13 protein-coding genes are annotated in these 17,150 nt (G+C 66.3%); 6 read left to right on the forward strand and 7 right to left on the reverse strand.

The window, feature by feature from the left end; translation table 11 throughout:
* Positions 1-21: 21 nt before the first annotated feature.
* From MRBLAR12_RS16340 to MRBLAR12_RS16350, 3 genes are all read right to left on the reverse strand, one after another.
* Positions 22-1,284 (reverse strand): CaiB/BaiF CoA transferase family protein, encoded by a 1,263-nt coding sequence (locus MRBLAR12_RS16340; protein WP_364747173.1) that lies wholly within the window; start codon positions 1,282-1,284, stop codon positions 22-24.
* Positions 1,281-2,663, reverse strand: a complete 1,383-nt coding sequence (locus tag MRBLAR12_RS16345) for an FAD-dependent oxidoreductase (RefSeq protein ID WP_364747175.1) — start codon at positions 2,661-2,663, stop codon at positions 1,281-1,283. Before MRBLAR12_RS16345 ends, MRBLAR12_RS16340 begins: the two co-directional genes overlap by 4 nt.
* A gap of 225 nt (positions 2,664-2,888) precedes the next feature.
* Positions 2,889-3,497 (reverse strand): helix-turn-helix domain-containing protein, encoded by a 609-nt coding sequence (locus MRBLAR12_RS16350; protein WP_229994000.1) that lies wholly within the window; start codon positions 3,495-3,497, stop codon positions 2,889-2,891.
* 590 nt (positions 3,498-4,087) lie between these two features.
* Between MRBLAR12_RS16350 and MRBLAR12_RS16355 the strand changes: the two genes are divergently transcribed.
* Both MRBLAR12_RS16355 and MRBLAR12_RS16360 read left to right on the forward strand, forming a co-directional pair.
* Positions 4,088-5,392 carry an MFS transporter gene (locus MRBLAR12_RS16355; protein WP_229993999.1) on the forward strand — a complete coding sequence of 435 codons (1,305 nt, stop codon included), beginning with the start codon at positions 4,088-4,090 and terminating at the stop codon, positions 5,390-5,392.
* 41 nt (positions 5,393-5,433) lie between these two features.
* Positions 5,434-5,931 carry a hypothetical protein gene (locus tag MRBLAR12_RS16360; RefSeq protein ID WP_229993998.1) on the forward strand — a complete coding sequence of 166 codons (498 nt, stop codon included), beginning with the start codon at positions 5,434-5,436 and terminating at the stop codon, positions 5,929-5,931.
* Positions 5,932-6,185: 254 nt separating this feature from the next.
* On the opposite strand, the gene MRBLAR12_RS16365 is transcribed toward MRBLAR12_RS16360, so the two are convergent.
* Positions 6,186-6,671 carry a DUF4383 domain-containing protein gene (locus MRBLAR12_RS16365; protein WP_090583425.1) on the reverse strand — a complete coding sequence of 162 codons (486 nt, stop codon included), beginning with the start codon at positions 6,669-6,671 and terminating at the stop codon, positions 6,186-6,188.
* A gap of 153 nt (positions 6,672-6,824) precedes the next feature.
* Between MRBLAR12_RS16365 and MRBLAR12_RS16370 the strand changes: the two genes are divergently transcribed.
* Positions 6,825-8,144, forward strand: a complete 1,320-nt coding sequence (locus MRBLAR12_RS16370) for a DUF6350 family protein (RefSeq protein ID WP_364747178.1) — start codon at positions 6,825-6,827, stop codon at positions 8,142-8,144.
* A gap of 32 nt (positions 8,145-8,176) precedes the next feature.
* Here MRBLAR12_RS16370 and MRBLAR12_RS16375 read toward each other — a convergent pair whose 3' ends face one another.
* A complete protein-coding gene (locus MRBLAR12_RS16375) occupies positions 8,177-8,605 on the reverse strand; it encodes a hypothetical protein (protein WP_229993996.1) in 429 nt (142 codons plus the stop codon).
* Between the two features lie 39 nt (positions 8,606-8,644).
* Here MRBLAR12_RS16375 and purN point away from each other — a divergent pair, with 39 nt between their 5' ends.
* Positions 8,645-9,223 (forward strand): phosphoribosylglycinamide formyltransferase, encoded by a 579-nt coding sequence (gene purN / locus MRBLAR12_RS16380; protein ID WP_229993995.1) that lies wholly within the window; start codon positions 8,645-8,647, stop codon positions 9,221-9,223.
* Between the two features lie 97 nt (positions 9,224-9,320).
* Here the strand turns inward: purN and MRBLAR12_RS16385 are convergent, their stop codons facing one another.
* Complete coding sequence (locus MRBLAR12_RS16385; protein ID WP_229993994.1) at positions 9,321-10,673, reverse strand: MFS transporter; 1,353 nt, start codon at positions 10,671-10,673, stop codon at positions 9,321-9,323.
* Between the two features lie 150 nt (positions 10,674-10,823).
* Here MRBLAR12_RS16385 and purH point away from each other — a divergent pair, with 150 nt between their 5' ends.
* Positions 10,824-12,509 (forward strand): bifunctional phosphoribosylaminoimidazolecarboxamide formyltransferase/IMP cyclohydrolase, encoded by a 1,686-nt coding sequence (gene purH, locus MRBLAR12_RS16390; RefSeq protein ID WP_364747181.1) that lies wholly within the window; start codon positions 10,824-10,826, stop codon positions 12,507-12,509.
* Between the two features lie 1,102 nt (positions 12,510-13,611).
* On the opposite strand, the gene MRBLAR12_RS16395 is transcribed toward purH, so the two are convergent.
* Positions 13,612-14,610, reverse strand: coding sequence for a trypsin-like serine peptidase (locus MRBLAR12_RS16395; RefSeq protein ID WP_364747183.1), 999 nt, complete (start codon positions 14,608-14,610; stop codon positions 13,612-13,614).
* Between the two features lie 245 nt (positions 14,611-14,855).
* On the opposite strand from MRBLAR12_RS16395, the gene MRBLAR12_RS16400 reads away from it, so the two are divergent.
* The gene (locus MRBLAR12_RS16400) at positions 14,856-17,078 is read left to right on the forward strand and encodes an NADP-dependent isocitrate dehydrogenase (protein WP_364747185.1); all 2,223 of its coding nucleotides are present in this window, start codon (positions 14,856-14,858) and stop codon (positions 17,076-17,078) included.
* Positions 17,079-17,150 lie beyond the last annotated feature (72 nt).

Below are 17,150 nucleotides of genomic sequence, written 5' to 3' on the forward strand. Positions count from 1 at the left end.
CGGGGGAGTCTGTTGTGGCCGTCACCGGAGCACCCCCAGCTGCTGCAGGCGCTCGATGGTCTCGGCGTCGAACCCGTTCTCCAGCAGCACCTCGACGTTGTGTTCGCCGAGCCGCGGGGCCACCCGGCGGATGGTGGGCGGGGTGGCGGAGAGCCGGATGGGCGCGTTGAGCATTTTCACGGTGCCGACACCGGGGTGTTCTGCCTCGACGATCATGTTGTTGGCGTGCGTCTGCGCGTCGGCCAGGGTCTGCTCGAGCGTGTGCACAGGGGCGTTGAGCAGGCCCTGGTCCTCCAGCTGGGAGGTCCAGTACTCGGTGGTGTTCGTGGCGATGCGCTCGCGGAAAATCGCCTGCAGCGCCGGCTTGTTCTCGAACTGCTGCTCCAGGTTGGCGAACTCGGGCCGGGCCGTGAGGTCCTCGTCCAGGCCCAGGGCCTCGGAAATGCGCAGCAGCGGGTCCGGGGTGAAGCCGCCCACCATGCAGACGGCGCCGTCGGTGGTTTCGAAGACGCCGCTGAGCGGCATGGCGCCCCAGTTGACCTCGTAGCCGCGGTTGAGCTGCATGCACGCCTCCTGCATCTGCAGGTGCAGCATGGAGTCGTACATGGTCACCTCCACCTTCTGCCCGACGCCGGAGGTTTCCCGGGTGCGCAGCGCCAGCAGGATGCCCTGCATCAGGTGCATGCCGGTGATGTAGTCGCACAGCGTGGTGGGGTAGATGGACGGCTTGACGTCGTCCGACTCGCGCCGCCACATCACGCCGGAGTAGGCCTGGGCGATCGCGTCCTGGCCGCCCTTGTGCGAGTAGGGGCCCTCGGGGCCGAAGCCCGTGCCGGAGGCCCAGATGATGCCCGGGTTCTGCTCCTTGAGCTCCTCGTAGCCGAAGCCCATCCGCTCCATCACGCCGGAGCGGAAGTTGCTGACCACCACGTCCGCGTCGGCCAGCAGCCGGCGGAGCACGGCTTTGCCGTCGTCGGTGCGGGTGTCCACGGAGATGCTGCGCTTGTTCCGGTTGATGGACAGGAAGATCGGGTTGTCCTGGCCGTCCTTGTCCGGGAACGAGTTGCGGGAGATGTCCCCGGCGCCCGGGCGTTCCACCTTGATGATGTCCGCACCGTAGTCGCCCAGCAGCTGGGTGCAGGACGGGCCCATGAACACCTGGGTGAAGTCCACGATCTTGATTCCATCGAGCGGGAGCGGGGTGCCGGCGGGTTCAGCGGCGGTGGCCGCCGTCGTGCTTGCAGTTGTTGTGCCTGACAGCAGGTCGTCGATGACGGTGCTCATGCCGGCACCGCCACATCCGCGTCAACGGTGGCGTTCGACGACGGGACGTCGCCCGGGTCCGCGCCGTGCCGGCGCATGCCCTGCTGGATGTCCAAAGCGGAGACGTCGCGGACGAGGGTGCCGGTCTGGACCGCCAGCGCGGCGGCGACGCCGACGGCCTGGCCCATGGCCATGCAGGGCGGGATTTCGCGGGACATCTTCTGCGCCTCGGGGGTGGCGGAGTAGTGCCGGCCCGCGACCAGCAGCTGGTCCACTTCCTTAGGCAGCAGCGAGCGGTAGGGGTAGTAGTAGTCGCGGCCGCGGGCCACGGTGTCGGCGAAGTGGCGGCGGGAGGTGACGTCGTCCTTCGTCATGACGTACTCGCCTTCCAGCAGCCGGGTCTGCCGGACGCCCATCTGGGACGCGACGTCGAGCATGTAGCAGTTCTCGAAGCCGGGCAGGTTGGCGCGGACGTAGTCCACCGCCTCGGTGATGCGGTCCCGTGCGGCGAACTCGGCGGCGGTCATGTCCGCCGGGTCCACGCCGTCGAAGCCGGTCATGTGCGGTGCGTTGCACCAGACGACGCCGTCGATCGGGGTCTTGAGCCACCACAGTTCCCAGGCCCCGCCGAGGAGGCGCTTGATCTTGCGGTTGATGGCGCGGGCTTCCTTCGGGTTGGCCTGTTCGAACGCTTCCGCGGCGTTGGTGTCCACGTTGCCGAGGCGGAAGACGAGCGTGGTGAGGTAGCTGTCCTTGACGTAGCTGGCGCCGGCCCGGGAGGCGACGTCGATGTCGCCCGTGGTGTCGATGACGATGTCCGCCATGAAAGCCTGCGGGCCGGACTTGGTCTCGCAGATGACGCCCTTCATGACGCCGTTGTCCACGATCGGGCGGGAGAACCAGGAGTGCAGGCGGAGGTTGACGCCGGCCTCGCGGACGAGGTCGTTGGAGACGCGCTTCCAGCCGTCCGGGTCGAAGGCGGCGGCGTAGCAGACCGGCTTGGGGGTGGTGTGCGAATGGAAGTCAAAGGTGCCGTAGCGGCCCCACTTGTTCCACAGTTCCTCGGAGGACTTGCGGTCATCGGCGGGCGGGACGATCGCCAGGCCCAGCTTCTGCAGGCGCTCGACGTACTCGGAAACGATGCCCGTGACGGTGATTTCCTGGCCGTTGATCATGTCATCCAGGACCAGCACCATGCCGCCGGAGGCGAGGCCGCCGAGGGAGGAGTAGCGTTCCAGCAGCGTGACCGAGGCGCCGGAGCGGGCCGCGGTGACGGCGGCGGCCACACCTGCGGGGCCACCGCCCACCACGAGGACGTCGGAGCGGGAAATGATGGGAGCGGTGAGGTCCGCCGTGGTGGTGCTGAGTTCCAGCGACGACATGGCTGTAGACGGGTTCATGGGGATCCTAACTTTTCCGGCGAGAGTGCCGTTGGAAGGGCGGCCGGTGACGTGGAAGACGGTGCTCAGGAGGGGATTGCGGCGACGCTGACCGTGAAATCCACCCGGCAGAGGGTATGACGCAGCGCGGCCCCTTGCGGACCTTGCTGCGGAGTGTAGATAAGGTTCCGGCGGACACCTTGGGTGTCGGGACCGGAGTTGGCGACGGCGGCTAGGGCCGGCTGATCACCACGCGTGAGGTGCGTTAACCCAGATCGCTACGCAGACCTCTTCGTAGCTGTTCTTGTACCAGTGCGGCGTATCCGAAGAGAAGGTGATCGAATCGCCTGCTTCGAGGGTGTATTTTTCGCCGTCCAGGAAGACGTCTTTCCGGCCGGAGAGAATGATGCCGAATTCCTCGCCGCTGTGCCGGAAAGGAGTGGCGCTGGTGTCGTGGCCTGGCGGACTCACGATCCATTGGGCCTCCAGCGCACCGTTGAGGTCCGGGGTGAGCAGTTCAAAGACCGCCTCACCCATAGACTTCTTGGTAACGCCCTTGAGGTTTCGCCGCTCGGCCTTGCGGACTACGGGGGACCTGGTTTCTTCCTGTCCGAGGAAGAACTTGCCCACGGGGATGTCCAGGCCGTGCGCCAGCTGCGCCAAAGTGGTGAAAGACGGATTGGCCAGGCCGCGTTCGATCTGGCTTACGATCGCCGGGCTGAGGCCGGTGACTTCCGAGAGCTTCGCAAGGGTCATTCCTTTGTCCTTGCGCATGTTGCGGACCTTGTTGCCTACGGTGGCAAGGAGGACGCTCGTGCCGGCTGGGGAAGATCCCGTGACGCTTTCGGTTGCCATGGCCCGTCTTTCTCTTGGTGAGCTGACACACATAACTATAGTGAAAACTTTTAGCGAATCAAGGTTTTGGTAAATATTTTACTTCTCCCGCCCGGATTGGCGCCTGACGTGCAGCTTTGTCGGCCAGCCTGCTGCGGCGGGACGGGACTTTCCTGAAAATCGTTGACTCTGTGAAGAACTTCAATATAGTTGTGTGAGCCGCAACACTTTGGGTTCGACGCTAAGCGAACAGGGACGGGGCGCAACGACCTTCTGGCGGAAGGCGCGCCCGGCCCGCGTTCGTGATCGTTCCCTTGTACTGATGCAGTGGCATCTGCCAAGCCATCCGCAAGCCCGATGTTGGCCGGTTAACAGGACGCGTTCCTTCGGGGATCCGTTCCATGTTGCCGAGCTGGATGGCCCGTTTGCATTCAATCGCTACGAAGAGGCATGCGTAGCTATCTGGGCTAACTCGCCTCCCATGTGGTGAGCCGGTCCCGCCCTGCGGACCAAGCCAAACGATAGTTTCGATTACCGGTGACCCCAACAGGGCGTCCGCCGGTGATCCGTACCCTCCCGCGCCCCGAAGGCGCGGGGGAAGGAAAAGTATCATGACTGACACTGCCGTCAAGATTGACCTAGAGAGCGGCCGGAAGTCCCGGCTCTCGCCGGAAGTACGCCGCGGGCTGCTGGGCCTCGGACTAGGCAACACCCTGGAGTGGTACGACTGGATGGTCTTTGGCCTTCTGTCGGCATTCATCGGGCCGAAGTTCTTCCCGTCGCAGGACCCCGTTGCCGCCACGCTGAGCGCACTGGCAGTCTTCGCCGTCGGCTTCGCATTCCGTCCGCTGGGCGGAATCATGCTCGGCACCCTAGCCGACCGGATAGGCCGCCGCCGGGTGATGCTCTGGTCCATCATGATGATGGCCGGCACCACCCTGATCATTGCCCTGTGCCCCACCTACGACCAGATCGGGGCCGCCGCCGGCGTCATCCTGCTGGTCTGCCGCATCATCCAGGGCATCTCCACAGGCGTTGAAGCTCCGCTGTCCACGGCCCACGCCGTCGAACTCGTTCCTGAGGGACGCGAGGGCTTTGTCGCGGGCATCATCTCCTTCTACGTCAACGCGGGCATCCTGCTCGCCTCGCTGGTCAGCTACCTGTCGTCCCTGATGCTCGGCGGAGCCGTCATGGCCGACTGGGGCTGGCGTGTGCCCTTCATCGTCGGCGCGGCCTTCGGCTTTGTGGTGGTCTACCTTCGCCGGACGCTTCCGGAAACCATGAAGCCCGAGGAGTTGGCGGACAACTCCGCGAAAAAGGTCTGGGGCGGGGTGCGCAAGCACTGGCTCAGCGTGCTGGCCATCACGTTCGTCGTCGGAGCTGCGCAGGCGTACAACTACGCGTGGAACACGGGCCTCCCGACGGCGGCCCGCAGCGGCTTCAAGGAAGACGCAACCGCTGTCTTCGCGCTCACGACCGTCCTGGGCGTCGTGCTGGTTATCGGAAGCCTCATCATCAGCAAGGTCTGCGATGGCAAGTCGATCTCCAAGTGGTTCCTGATCACCCGCGCGCTCGCCATTCCGTCCGTCTTCCTGATGCTGATGTACGTCAAGCCCGGCATCGCGGGCTTCGCGGCCGTCCTCCTCGGCGGCTCCGTCGTGCTGGTCCTTAACATGACCCTGTACAACGTCGTCTGCAGCTCCCTCATGCCGAAGACCATCCGCGGCGCCGGAACTGCCCTCGGCTACGGCCTGGGCGTCGCTCTCTTCGGCGGCACTGCCTCCTACCTCCTGGTCTGGCTCCAGTCCGTGAACGCGTCCTGGATCTTCCCGGTCTACGTGGCCGTCCTGTCGGCGCTCAGCATCGTCTTCTACCTGCTGGCCCGGAAGAAAAACGGCATCTTCATCGGCAGGTAAGAACACGGTCAGGGCAGGAACACAGGAAAGCAGGAACACTCATGGACGCCAGTCGCCCGGACCGAACCAGCCTGGAGGCAAACGTGATCTCCTTTGATCTCGACGTGTCAGACGTGGAGCTTTACGAGGCAGCTCGTGGGCTGTTGCTTACCGCCCATCACAGCGAGAACCACCGGGTGGCCGCGGCCATGCGCGGTGAGTCGGGGGCTATCTACCTCGGGCTCCACATTGGCGCAAAGCGCATCAACGTGTGTGCCGAATCCAGCGCCCTCGCCAATGCCCGCATGGCGCAGGAGGCATCAATCCACTCCGTAGTGGCCGTCAGTATGGACGGACAGGGACAACCCCAAGTCACGAACCCCTGTGGCCTCTGCCGGGAACTGCTGCGTTCATACGGAACCGAGACGTCCGTCCTGGTGGATGCCGAGGGCGAAGTGGGGAAGGTCCGGATCAAGGAGCTGCTGCCATTTCCCTGGATGCGGGCCGCTGAAACGGAGTGGGACACCCTTCCGCCCCGCCTGGAGCACAGCACCACCTAACGCGGCAGCGTCAGTCGCGGCACTGCCAGCCGCGGGACCAGCGGCAAGTGCGTAGGCATTACGGAAGGCCGGGACTCACAAGGTCCCGGCCTTCCGGCTGGCCGGACGCTTCGCCGTCGACGGAAACTGTGCCGAGCAGGCAGGAAGCGGGCACACAGAAAGCTGGTGCAGCCGCCGCGTTTCCGCTAAACCACTGCACCAGCAGGTAGTACGAATTTTTTCGATTCTATGAAACGTTACTCATTCGCGGCTCCCTATGTCCCGGGGGTTGATGACCGGGTCTCCACACCTTCTTCAATATGCCTCGACATCAGCCAGCCTGCGCCGGCCATTGCAATGCCCATCACCATAAAGGCCCAATTGTCCATGGTGTTCAGCGACAGGAAGTTGGCCGCCGAATCCACGCCGACGATAAACCCGTAAATGCTAAGGACGATGTACAGCAAGCCGGAGCCCATGAGGAAGTTCCGGGCGCCCAAGGCGGTCCGGGACATGGTCAGGCCGACGGCGCCGATCGCGAGCTGAACGATGTTCAGCAACATCGACACCTGGAACAGGCCGAGGAACATAGCCTTGGAATCAGGCCCGAAGAACCTCAGTTCGCTGTAGTTCGTGGTGATGCCCGGGATGAACCCCAAGACGCCTACGACTAAAAGGACGATACCTACACCCATGCCAACGTTCTGTACATCTGTCCGACCAAAATGAACGCCATGCGCATGGGGAGATGCGGTAGTCATGTTCTGCCTCCAACCACTGATTGCGGACATTTACAATTTTACGGCCCGGGTCTGGAAAAAGCTCGGCGGCCCATGAGGGCGAATTCCGCGGATCCGGGCGTTGTGCCTGTCGGAAACCGGCCGGATGCCGGGCGCGTGGCACCATGGATCTCGATGAAACTGCGCGCTGATCAGACCGGACAACGTGGGCTGCCCATGCCTTTGTGGCTGCAGGGCGGCCTCGAATCCGCCCAGGCCGCCGTCATCTCCGCCCTCGTGGTGGTGGCGCCGATCGTCACGGTCTGGGCAACGGCCGGATTCCAGAACAGCGGCTTCGACGTGCTGGCTCGTTTGGCCGGGCAGGCCTGGCTGCTGATCCACGGCGTTCCGCTGCTGCTGGATACGGCCAGTGCCGGGTCCGCGGCGCACCCGGATTCCGGCACGCTCTCCCTCATTCCGCTGGGGCTGGCCCTCATCCCGTTCCTGCTCGCCTGGCGCGCCGGACGACGCCTCGCCCGCGCCTCCTACACGGACCAGCTCTGGCAGGCGCTGCTCGGGTCCTGGCTGGTGTACGCGGGGTTCGGGATCGCCACGGGCTTCGTCTGCCGCACGGCCGACGTCGGCATCAGCCTCTGGGCCGCCGCGTTTATCCCGCTCATCCCGTTCGGGCTCGGCATGGTGGTCGGCGCGCGCCGCGAGGCAGGCTCGTGGAGCCGGCTGATCGGCGTCGACGCCGTGGCCTGGCTGTCCCGCACCAGCCAGCACTCCCGCTGGGCCGGCTCGTACCTGGGCTCGGCCATCAAGGCCGGATCGGTGGCGCTGATGGCGAGCCTGGCAATGTCTGCCGCGCTGCTCGCCGTCGACCTCTTCATCCACTGGAACCTTGTGGTCGCCGTCTATGAAGGGCTCGACGCCGGCGCCATGGGCGGCGGCGTGCTCACCATCGTGCAGCTGGGCTTCCTGCCCAACCTCGTCGTGTTTGCCCTGGCATGGATCTGCGGCTCGGGTTTCGCCCTGGGCGTCGGCTCGCTGGCCGGACCGCTCGGGACCGCCGTCGGGCCGCTGCCGTCCATTCCGGTGTTCGCCGCGCTGCCGGCCGGCTCGCTCGACTTCGGCTTCGTGGCACTGGTGGTGCCGGCGCTGGCCGGGGCGCTGGCCGGCTGGTGGTTCCTGCGCGAAGGCGAAAACCACTTCGACGAATGGCTGTCCATCAAGATCCGGGCCCGCTGGTTTACCGCCGCGGCCTCCACCCTGGTGCTGGGCGCGGTGATCGGCTCCGTCGCCGGGCTGCTCGCGGCGGGACTCGCCTGGCTGGCCCGGGGCTCGGCCGGCATCGGGCGGCTGACGGAGATCGGGCCGGATCCGCTCCGCACGGCACTGTTCGTTGCCGCGGAGGTAGGGATCGGCGTCGTGATCGGGTACGCGGCCGGACCCTGGCTGGAACGCCAGCAGAAGCTGCGTGAGGCGGACCTGGAGACGGTCAACAGCCGCTAGGGCAACGTCCAGCGCAACTTCCGGGGCAGCTGCTAGCGCAGCCCCGTGGGCATGGAGTTCTCCAGCTGCGTCCTGCACGCGGACGTTGACTGCTCCGTCAGGGCGTGGCGGACGCACTGCTGGTAGTCGCGGATCTGGTTGAAGAACAGCGTCGAGGCCAGGATCACCAGCAGCATCACCGCCGAGACCACCAGCCCGGAAATCGTGCCGAACAGGACCAGCCGGGATTCCTTGTACTTCACGGCCCGGATCAGCACCACGACGCCCAGCACAATCCCGGCCGCCGTGAGGAGCGCCGTCAGCCACAGGTAGCTCACGTCGAGCTGGAAGACGAAGAACGAGCCCAGGACCGCGACGATGAACAGCCGGAATAGGGTGTGGGTCAGCCGCGCGGATTCTTTGACAGCCGTATCGCGGGGTTGCCGGCCCGGCTCGCTGCCGGAGTCCGTGGGGGAATTCATGTTTTCCAGCCTACGCGAGCGGCCCCATAAGCTAGGACCATGCGCATAGTTGTCCTCGTTTCCGGCACCGGCTCCAACCTCCAGGCAGTTATCGATGCGGTGACGTCCGGCGCGCTCGACGTCGAGATCGCCGCCGTCGGCGCGGACCGGCCGGGGACTTTCGGGGTGGAGCGCTCCGCCGCCGCCGGGATTCCCACGTTCGTGGTGGACTTCAAGGCCTACCCGGACCGGGCAGCCTGGAATGCGGCCCTGACCGAGGCTGTCGCCGGCTTCGCCCCGGATGTGGTGGTGTCCTCAGGCTTCATGCGGATTGTCAGCGCGGACTTCATCGACGCGTTTGGCGGCAAATACCTCAACACGCACCCGGCGCTGCTGCCGTCTTTCCCAGGCGCCCACGGTGTCCGCGATGCACTGGCCTACGGCGTGAAGGTCACCGGCTGCACGGTGCACTGGGCCGACGCCGGGGTGGACACCGGCCCCATCATCGCGCAGGAAGCCGTGGCGATCGGGGACGGCGAGAGCGAGGAATCCCTGCACGAGCGCATCAAGGTCGTGGAGCGCCGGCTCCTGGTCTCCACCCTGGCGACCCTGGCCGCGGCCCAGCACGCCCCCGCCTGACCCGCCCGCCTGATTTCCCCGATGCGCTATCACTTGAGGTGGTCTCGCAGCACCCAGAACCGCCTGAAGTGATAGCGCAACGGGTGGTGTGGGCGCGTTATTCGAGCCGGCGCTGCTTGGTTTCAGGGGCGAAGAACGCCATCCACAGCACGGAGATCAGCACCAGGACGCCGGCCAGCGCGAACGACGTCGCGAGCCCCAGTTCCGGCCACAGGAAAGCCGCGAAGATCAGCGGGCCGAAACCGGCGCCGAGCCGGGAGAATGTCGAGGCCCAGCCGAAGCCGGAGCCGCGCAGCTCCGTGGGGTACAGCTCGGAGACGTAGGCATAGAGCACCGGGATGGCCACCTGCACTACAAAGCCGAACACGAGGAGCCAGAACACGGCGGCGGTGGGGATGTCCACCACGATCGCCACAATCACCAGCGTCAGGGCTGACAGCGGACCGGTGATCGCCAGGATCCACTTGCGGCCCACCCGCTCCACCAGCAGCGCGGCCACCACCACGCCGAGGAGTCCGACGGCGGCCATCGACGCCGTGGTCAGGAAGGCCTTGTACTCCTCGAAGCCGGCGCCGATCAGGATCCGCGGCATCCACGTCAGCGACAGGTAGTACACCAGCAGGATGCTGAAGAAGAGGGCCCATGCCGCCGTCGTGATCTTCCAGTTGAACTGCCAGAGGGCGCGCAATTGCGTCCATGCGCTGCCTGCCGAGAGGCGGGGCGCATCCTGCGGTTCAGGCAGGCTGTAGACCCGGGCCTCGGCGCCGGTGGCCCGAACCAGGTTGTCGATGACCTTCGCGGCTTCCTCGCGGCGGCCCTTGCGGATCAGGAACAGCGGGGATTCGGGCACGCTGCGGCGGATCCAGAACACCAGCAGCGCCGGGAGCACCATGACCAGCATGGTCAGCCGCCAATCCCCGTACAGGGCCACGAGGCCGGCGGAGACAAAACCGCAGAGGGCCGCGCCGATCGGCCACCAGCCGTCCATCGCGGTGAGCACCCGGCCGCGCTGTTTGCGGGGGGTGAACTCGCCCACGAGCGCATAGTCCACCGGAATGCAGCCGCCCAGGCCGAACCCGGCCAGGAAGCGGAACACGACGAACCACAGAAAATCGGGGGAGACCGCGCCGAGCACGGTGAAGATGGAAAAGATCAGCAGGGTCGCGGTGAAGGCCTTCTTGCGGCCGATGGTGTCCGCGATGGTGCCCCAGACAAAGGCGCCCAGGGCCATGCCAATCAGGTTCGCGGTGCCGATCCAGGCGGCATCGCCGGGGCTCAGCGACCAGTGCTTGGACAGCAACGGAATGAGGATGCCGTTGAGGGTGACGTCCCAGGCATCGAACATGAAGCCCAGTCCGCCGATCAGGAAGATCCGGCCTTGGACCTTCCACCGCCACGGCAGCTCCTGGACCACCTGTTCGCCGCTGGGCACAGTGGTGTACGTGTTCATCTTGGCCTCCTGTGAAAACTCTACGTGCCCCGGCCGCGGCCCGGGTGTGCTTCACACTCTGGCGCGCGGGACGGCCCGGCGCCGGGACGCGATAAACTGGCCGCATCCCCACCACCCGCGGCCCCGCCGCGATATAAGACGGAGACTTTTGTGAGCTTCACGCAGCTTGACCGTGTATCCATCGACCGAGTTCCCATCCGCCGGGCACTGATTTCGGTCTACGACAAGACCGGTCTGGAGGAGCTCGCTCAAGGCCTGCACGCCGCCGGCGTCAAGATCGTCTCCACGGGCTCCACGGCCAAGAAGATCGCCGCCGCGGGCATCCCCGTGCAGGAAGTCGAGGAAGTCACCGGCTCCCCGGAAATGCTGGACGGCCGCGTCAAGACCCTGCACCCGCGCGTGCACGGCGGCATCCTCGCGGACCGCCGCGTCCCGGCCCACATGCAGACCCTCGCGGACATGGAGATCGAGCCGTTCGACCTCGTCGTCGTCAACCTCTACCCCTTCGTGGAGACCGTGAAGTCCGGTGCCGCGCCGGACGACGTCGTCGAGCAGATCGACATCGGCGGCCCCGCGATGGTGCGCTCCGCCGCGAAGAACCACGCCGCCGTCGCAATCGTGGTGGACCCGTCGTCCTACGGTGCCGTGGTGGAGGCGGCCGCCTCGGGCGGCTTTGACCTGAAGACCCGGCGCCAGCTCGCCGCCAAGGCGTTCGCGCACACCGCGGCCTACGACACCGCCGTGGCCACCTGGACCGCCAGCCAGTTCCGCGACGAGGACGGCGACGGCGTGATCGACTGGCCCGCCTACGCCGGCCTGGCCCTGGAACGCTCCGAGGTGCTCCGCTACGGCGAAAACCCGCACCAGCAGGCCGCACTGTATGTGGACAAGGCCGCCCCGGCCGGCATCGCACAGGCCGACCAGATCCACGGCAAGGCCATGAGCTACAACAACTTTGTCGACGCCGACGCCGCACTGCGCGCCGCCTTCGACTTCGCCGAGCCTGCCGTCGCCATCATCAAGCACGCCAACCCCTGCGGCGTGGCCGTGGGTTCCGCTTCGGCGGCGGACCCCATCGCCGACGCCCACGCCAAGGCCCACGCCTGCGATCCCGTGTCCGCGTTCGGCGGCGTCATCGCCGCTAACCGCACGGTCACGGCCGGCATGGCCCGCACCGTGGCCGGCATCTTCACCGAGGTCGTCATCGCGCCGGGCTTCGACGAAGAGGCCGTGGAGATCCTGTCCAAGAAGAAGAACATCCGCCTCCTGGCCCTCCCCGACGGATACGGCCGCTACCCGACCGAGTTCCGCCAGGTCTCCGGCGGCATGCTGGTCCAGGCCACGGATAAAGTCGACGCCGACGGCGACACCCCCGCGAACTGGACCCTTGCCGCGGGCGACGCCGCCGATGCCGCCACCCTGGCCGACCTCGCGTTCGCCTGGACCGCCTGCCGCGCAGCCAAGTCCAACGCCATCCTGCTCGCGGACAACGGTGCCGCCGTCGGCATCGGCATGGGCCAGGTCAACCGGCTCGATTCCTGCAAGCTCGCGGTCGAGCGCGCCAACACGCTCGGCGTCACCGTGGAGTCCGACGTCGATGCCGCCGGCGGGGCAGCCGGAACCGACGCGTCCGAAGCACCCGAGCGTGCCCGCGGCTCGGTGGCAGCGTCAGACGCGTTCTTCCCGTTCGCCGACGGACTGCAGATCCTGGTCGATGCCGGCGTCCGCGCGGTCGTCCAGCCCGGCGGCTCCGTCCGGGACGAGGAAGTCATCGCCGCGGCCAACGCCGCCGGCATCACGATGTACTTCACGGGAGCCCGCCACTTCTTCCACTAGGTCTATTCCACCAAGGTCTGTTCCACCAAACCGCACAAAGAATGGACATGCCCTCCCTCATCCGGAGGACATGTCCATTTTTTGTGCCCAAAAGTGGGCTGGTGGCCGGCCCGCGGGACATGCCCATTCTTTCCGCGGGACGTGCTCATTGTTCGCGGCAAGGAGTGGGCATATGGGGGATATGTCCAGGCCTCGGGGCGTGGGGAGGGCATGTCCTGTGAGTTTTGACGCTGGCCGGGCCGGCCTGGGGACAGGCTCATTCTTGCCTGGGAACATGCTCATTCATTTCGGACTCCGGGGACCTGCCCGGGGGACATGCTCATTGTTCGCGGCAAGGAGTGGGCATGAAGGGGATATGTCCAGGCCTCGGGGTGTGGGGAGGGCATGTCCCACGAGCTCTGACGCTGGCAGGGCCAACCTGGGGACATGCTCATTCCTGCCTGGGAACATGCTCATTCATTACGGACTCCGGGGACCGGCCGGGGGACATGCCCATTGTTCGCGCCAAGGCCCGGACACAGGGGTATATGTCCAGGCCTCGGGGTGTGAGGAGGGCATGTCCCGTGAGCCCTGACGCTGGCCGGGCCAACCTGGGGACATGCTCAATCTTGCCGGAGCGCCGGGGACCAGCCCGGGGGACAGGCTCATTGATTGCGGACCGTCGAGGACCTGCCCCGGGGGACATGCCCATTGTTCGCGCCAAGGCCCGGACATAGAGGGTATATGTCCAAGCCATGCCGTGTGGGGAGGGCATGTCCAGCGGATAGCCGCCGTCGCCGACTGATGCCAACGCGGGGCCACCGCGTCCTCCCCACTGCTGAAGAGGGGCCGCAAGTGACCCCGCGCTGGGGTGCACAAGGTCGGGGTAACAAAGGCTGGAGGAAACAAGGGTTGGGCTAAACAAGAGGCTGGGCAATCAAGGGTTGAACAAACAGGCCGCGAATCAAAGCGGGGGTGCCCGCGCTAGGGATAACACGGCTGGGCATCCACCCCGGTCCGCACCCGGGGTAACAAGGCTGGGCATCCACGCACCCTGTCCACGCACCTGGGGTGACAAGGCTGGGTGCACGGGCCCCGCGTGAACGGGGCCCGTGCCCTCAGGCTAGGAAGCGGCCGCGGTGGTGTAGGCCTGCTGGATGACTGTGCCCCAGTAGGGGCCGTACATCTTGGTGGATTTGCTGCCGTAGCCATAGCTGTTGATGGAGTTCTGGTAGCCGGAAGCGCTGGTGCCGATGAACCACGGACCGCCCGAGGACCCGCCGGTCATGTTGCAGGGGATCCCCTGGGTGTTGAACTGCGGGTTGTAGGGATCGTTGGTGGCGGTGCCGGTGCAGCTCTTGAGGGATTCACCGTTGAAAGGCGCCGCGGCCGGGTATCCGAATGACTTGTAGCTCAGGCCGCGGGCGGCGTTGAACTGCAGTCCGGAGCCGCCGACGACGTCGCTCAGGTACTGGCCGTTGAGCGTGGACATTACGGCGAAGCCGGTGTCGTAGGTCATGTCGCCCGCGGAGCTCCACTGGGTGGGGGCATAAAGGGCCTTGGCCGTCCACATGCCGTAGGGGGCCGCGCCGTTCAGGTACGCCGGGACGAACGTGAACTTGGTGGCGAAGGCGCCTGGACCCTCATTCACGCAGTGTCCGGCCGTGGAGACCGTGCTCTTGTTGGCGGAGGAGACCGAGTTGCCGGAGCAGACGTAGTTGGTGCCGCCGAGGGTGAAGAAGACCTTGCCGATGTGCGGGACGGGGGTCTCGCTCGCATTGGCCTTGGTCTGGAGCGCCTGGGTTTGCAGCTTCGGAGCAGCGGCCTCGACCTTGCTCGGCGCGCCCGTTTCCGCCGGGCCCTGGGCCGAGGAAGCCTTGCCACTGCGCTTCATGGCCCTGTCGGCCAGGACGTCGCCGGGGACGGCGCTGCGCATGCGTTCCGGGGTCCAGTAGTCGGCCGTCCCCGTTTCGGTGACGGTGTGGCTTGCGACATCGGAGGCGGAAACCGGTGCCTTGGCCGGTGCGGGGGAGGCGGTGGCCGCCCCCGCGACACTCAGGGCCAGCAGAGCGGCGGCCGACAGAGTGAGCAGGCTGGTGGCCAGAGTCTTGGGTGTTCTCATGGGTGTCCTAACCGGTGGAAATGCGGGGCGGCCGCTGGTGGCGGCCGCTGGATGGAACGAAACTACGGCAAATTGACTAATCTGTAAAGTAGCTTGTCAATTCTTGTTATGCCGTATTGGGGTGTCACCTATCCGTCCGCGCACGACGCCGGTAGGCGCCAACGGGGGCACCTCGGGTAAGTTAGGGGTGTTGAGATAACACAAGATTCCGGAAATACCCAGACCTTCAGGGAGACGCCCGAGCAATGGCAAAGATTATCTATACCCACACCGACGAAGCGCCGATGCTGGCCACCTATTCGTTCTTGCCGATCATTGAGGCGTTCGCCTCGACGGCCGGTGTGGAAGTGGAGACCCGCGACATCTCGCTGGCCGGCCGCATCATCGCCGCGTTCGGCGACTACCTCACCGAAGAGCAGCGCGTCAGCGACGCCCTGGCCGAGCTTGGCGCCCTTGCCAAGACGCCCGAAGCCAACATCATCAAGCTGCCCAACATCAGCGCCTCCGTGCCACAGCTCAAGGCCGCAATCGCCGAGCTCCAGGGCCACGGCTACGCGCTGCCGGACTACCCGGACAACCCCTCCTCGGACGAGGAAACGGACATCCGGTCCCGCTTCGACAAGATCAAGGGCTCCGCCGTGAACCCTGTCCTGCGCGAAGGCAACTCGGACCGCCGTGCCCCGCTCTCGGTCAAGAACTACGCCCGCCAGAACCCGCACAGCATGGGTGCGTGGACTCCGGACTCCAAGACCAACGTGGCCCACATGGAGGCCGATGACTTCCGCTCGAACGAGTTGTCCGTGGTCATCGATGCGGACACCAAGATCAAGATCCAGCTCGTCAAGGAAGACGGCACTGTCAAGGTCCTTAAGCGTGCCTTCCCGGTCCTGGCCGGCGAGGTCATCGACGGTACCGTGATGCGCGCGGCGGCCCTGGATGCATTCCTCGCCGCCCAGGTGTCCCGGGCCAAGGAGGAGGGCGTGCTGTTCTCCGCCCACCTGAAGGCCACCATGATGAAGGTGTCGGACCCCATCATCTTCGGCCACGTCGTCAAGGCCTACTTCGCTGACCTCTTCGCCACCTACGGCGAGCAGATCGCCGCCGCCGGCCTGAGCCCCAACAACGGCCTGGCCTCCATCCTGAACGGCCTCGGGGACCTCCCCGAGGAGATCCGCGGCGACGTCCAGGCGGCCATCGAAAAGGGCCTCAACGACGGCCCCGAACTCGCCATGGTCGACTCCGACAAGGGCATCACCAACCTGCACGTGCCCTCCGACGTGATCGTCGACGCCTCGATGCCGGCCATGATCCGCAGCTCGGGCCACATGTGGGGCCGTGACGGCCAGGAGGCCGACACCCTCGCCGTCCTCCCGGACAGCAGCTACGCCGGTATCTACCAGGTTGTCGTCGACGACTGCCGCGCCCACGGCGCCTTCGATCCCACCACCATGGGCACCGTCCCGAACGTCGGCCTCATGGCCCAGGCCGCCGAGGAATACGGCAGCCACGACAAGACGTTCGAGATCCAGTCCGCCGGCACCGTCCAGGTCGTCGACGACGCCGGCACCGTGCTGATCGAGCACCAGGTCGCCCCGGGCGACATCTGGCGCGCCTGCCAGACCAAGGATCTGCCGATCCGTGACTGGGTCAAGCTCGCCGTCACCCGTGCCCGCGCCTCCGCCACACCCGCCGTCTTCTGGCTGGACAAGGGCCGTGCACACGACGCCCGGATGATCGCCAAGGTGGAGGAATACCTCAAGGACCACGACACCGAGGGCCTGGAGATCGCCATCATGTCCCCGGACGAGGCCACCGCCTTCACGGTGGAACGCCTGCGCAAGGGCGAGGACACCATCTCGGTGACCGGCAACGTGCTCCGCGACTACCTCACGGACCTCTTCCCGATCCTGGAACTGGGCACCAGCGCCAAGATGCTCTCCGTGGTGCCGCTGATCAACGGCGGCGGCCTGTTCGAGACCGGCGCCGGCGGATCCGCCCCGAAGCACGTCCAGCAGCTGCTCAAGGAAAACCACCTGCGCTGGGACAGCCTGGGCGAGTTCCTCGCGCTGGCCGTCAGCTTCGAGCACCTCGCCACCAGCACCGGCAACGCCCGCGCCCAGGTCCTGGCTGACACCCTGGACCGCGCCACCGGCACGTTCCTGCTCGAGGACAAGTCCCCGAAGCGCAAGGCCGGCGAGCTGGACAACCGCGGCAGCCACTTCTACCTGGCCAAGTTCTGGGCCCAGGAACTGGCCAGCCAGAGCGACGACGCCGAGCTCGCCGCGGCCTTCGCCGCCGTTTCCGAGGCACTGAACTCCAATGAGGACACCATCACCGGAGAACTCCTGGCCGTGCAGGGCTCCCCGGTGGACATCGGCGGGTACTACCGGCCGGACGAGGCCAAGGCCACAGCGGTCATGCGCCCCTCGGCGAAGTTCAGCGAAGTGCTGGCGACGCTGACCAAGTAGTCACCGCCGCGGCGCTCCCGCAGCGCTCCACGGCGCCCGCTAGGTCGCCATGCAAAACGCCCCGTCTCCCGA

This window comes from Arthrobacter sp. LAR12-1-1.1, assembly GCF_040676555.1.
Classification (GTDB): domain Bacteria; phylum Actinomycetota; class Actinomycetes; order Actinomycetales; family Micrococcaceae; genus Arthrobacter.

Excerpts from the sequence above, each read along its gene's own strand:
- MRBLAR12_RS16340 (WP_364747173.1), bottom strand. The coding sequence starts at position 1,284 with ATGAGCACCGTCATCGACGACCTGCTGTCAGGCACAACAACTGCAAGC.
- MRBLAR12_RS16345 (WP_364747175.1), bottom strand. The coding sequence starts at position 2,663 with ATGAACCCGTCTACAGCCATGTCGTCGCTGGAACTCAGCACCACCACG.
- MRBLAR12_RS16350 (WP_229994000.1), bottom strand. The coding sequence starts at position 3,497 with ATGGCAACCGAAAGCGTCACGGGATCTTCCCCAGCCGGCACGAGCGTC.
- MRBLAR12_RS16355 (WP_229993999.1), top strand. The coding sequence starts at position 4,088 with ATGACTGACACTGCCGTCAAGATTGACCTAGAGAGCGGCCGGAAGTCC.
- MRBLAR12_RS16360 (WP_229993998.1), top strand. The coding sequence starts at position 5,434 with ATGGACGCCAGTCGCCCGGACCGAACCAGCCTGGAGGCAAACGTGATC.
- MRBLAR12_RS16365 (WP_090583425.1), bottom strand. The coding sequence starts at position 6,671 with ATGACTACCGCATCTCCCCATGCGCATGGCGTTCATTTTGGTCGGACA.
- MRBLAR12_RS16370 (WP_364747178.1), top strand. The coding sequence starts at position 6,825 with ATGAAACTGCGCGCTGATCAGACCGGACAACGTGGGCTGCCCATGCCT.
- MRBLAR12_RS16375 (WP_229993996.1), bottom strand. The coding sequence starts at position 8,605 with ATGAATTCCCCCACGGACTCCGGCAGCGAGCCGGGCCGGCAACCCCGC.
- purN (WP_229993995.1), top strand. The coding sequence starts at position 8,645 with ATGCGCATAGTTGTCCTCGTTTCCGGCACCGGCTCCAACCTCCAGGCA.
- MRBLAR12_RS16385 (WP_229993994.1), bottom strand. The coding sequence starts at position 10,673 with ATGAACACGTACACCACTGTGCCCAGCGGCGAACAGGTGGTCCAGGAG.
- MRBLAR12_RS16395 (WP_364747183.1), bottom strand. The coding sequence starts at position 14,610 with ATGAGAACACCCAAGACTCTGGCCACCAGCCTGCTCACTCTGTCGGCC.
- MRBLAR12_RS16400 (WP_364747185.1), top strand. The coding sequence starts at position 14,856 with ATGGCAAAGATTATCTATACCCACACCGACGAAGCGCCGATGCTGGCC.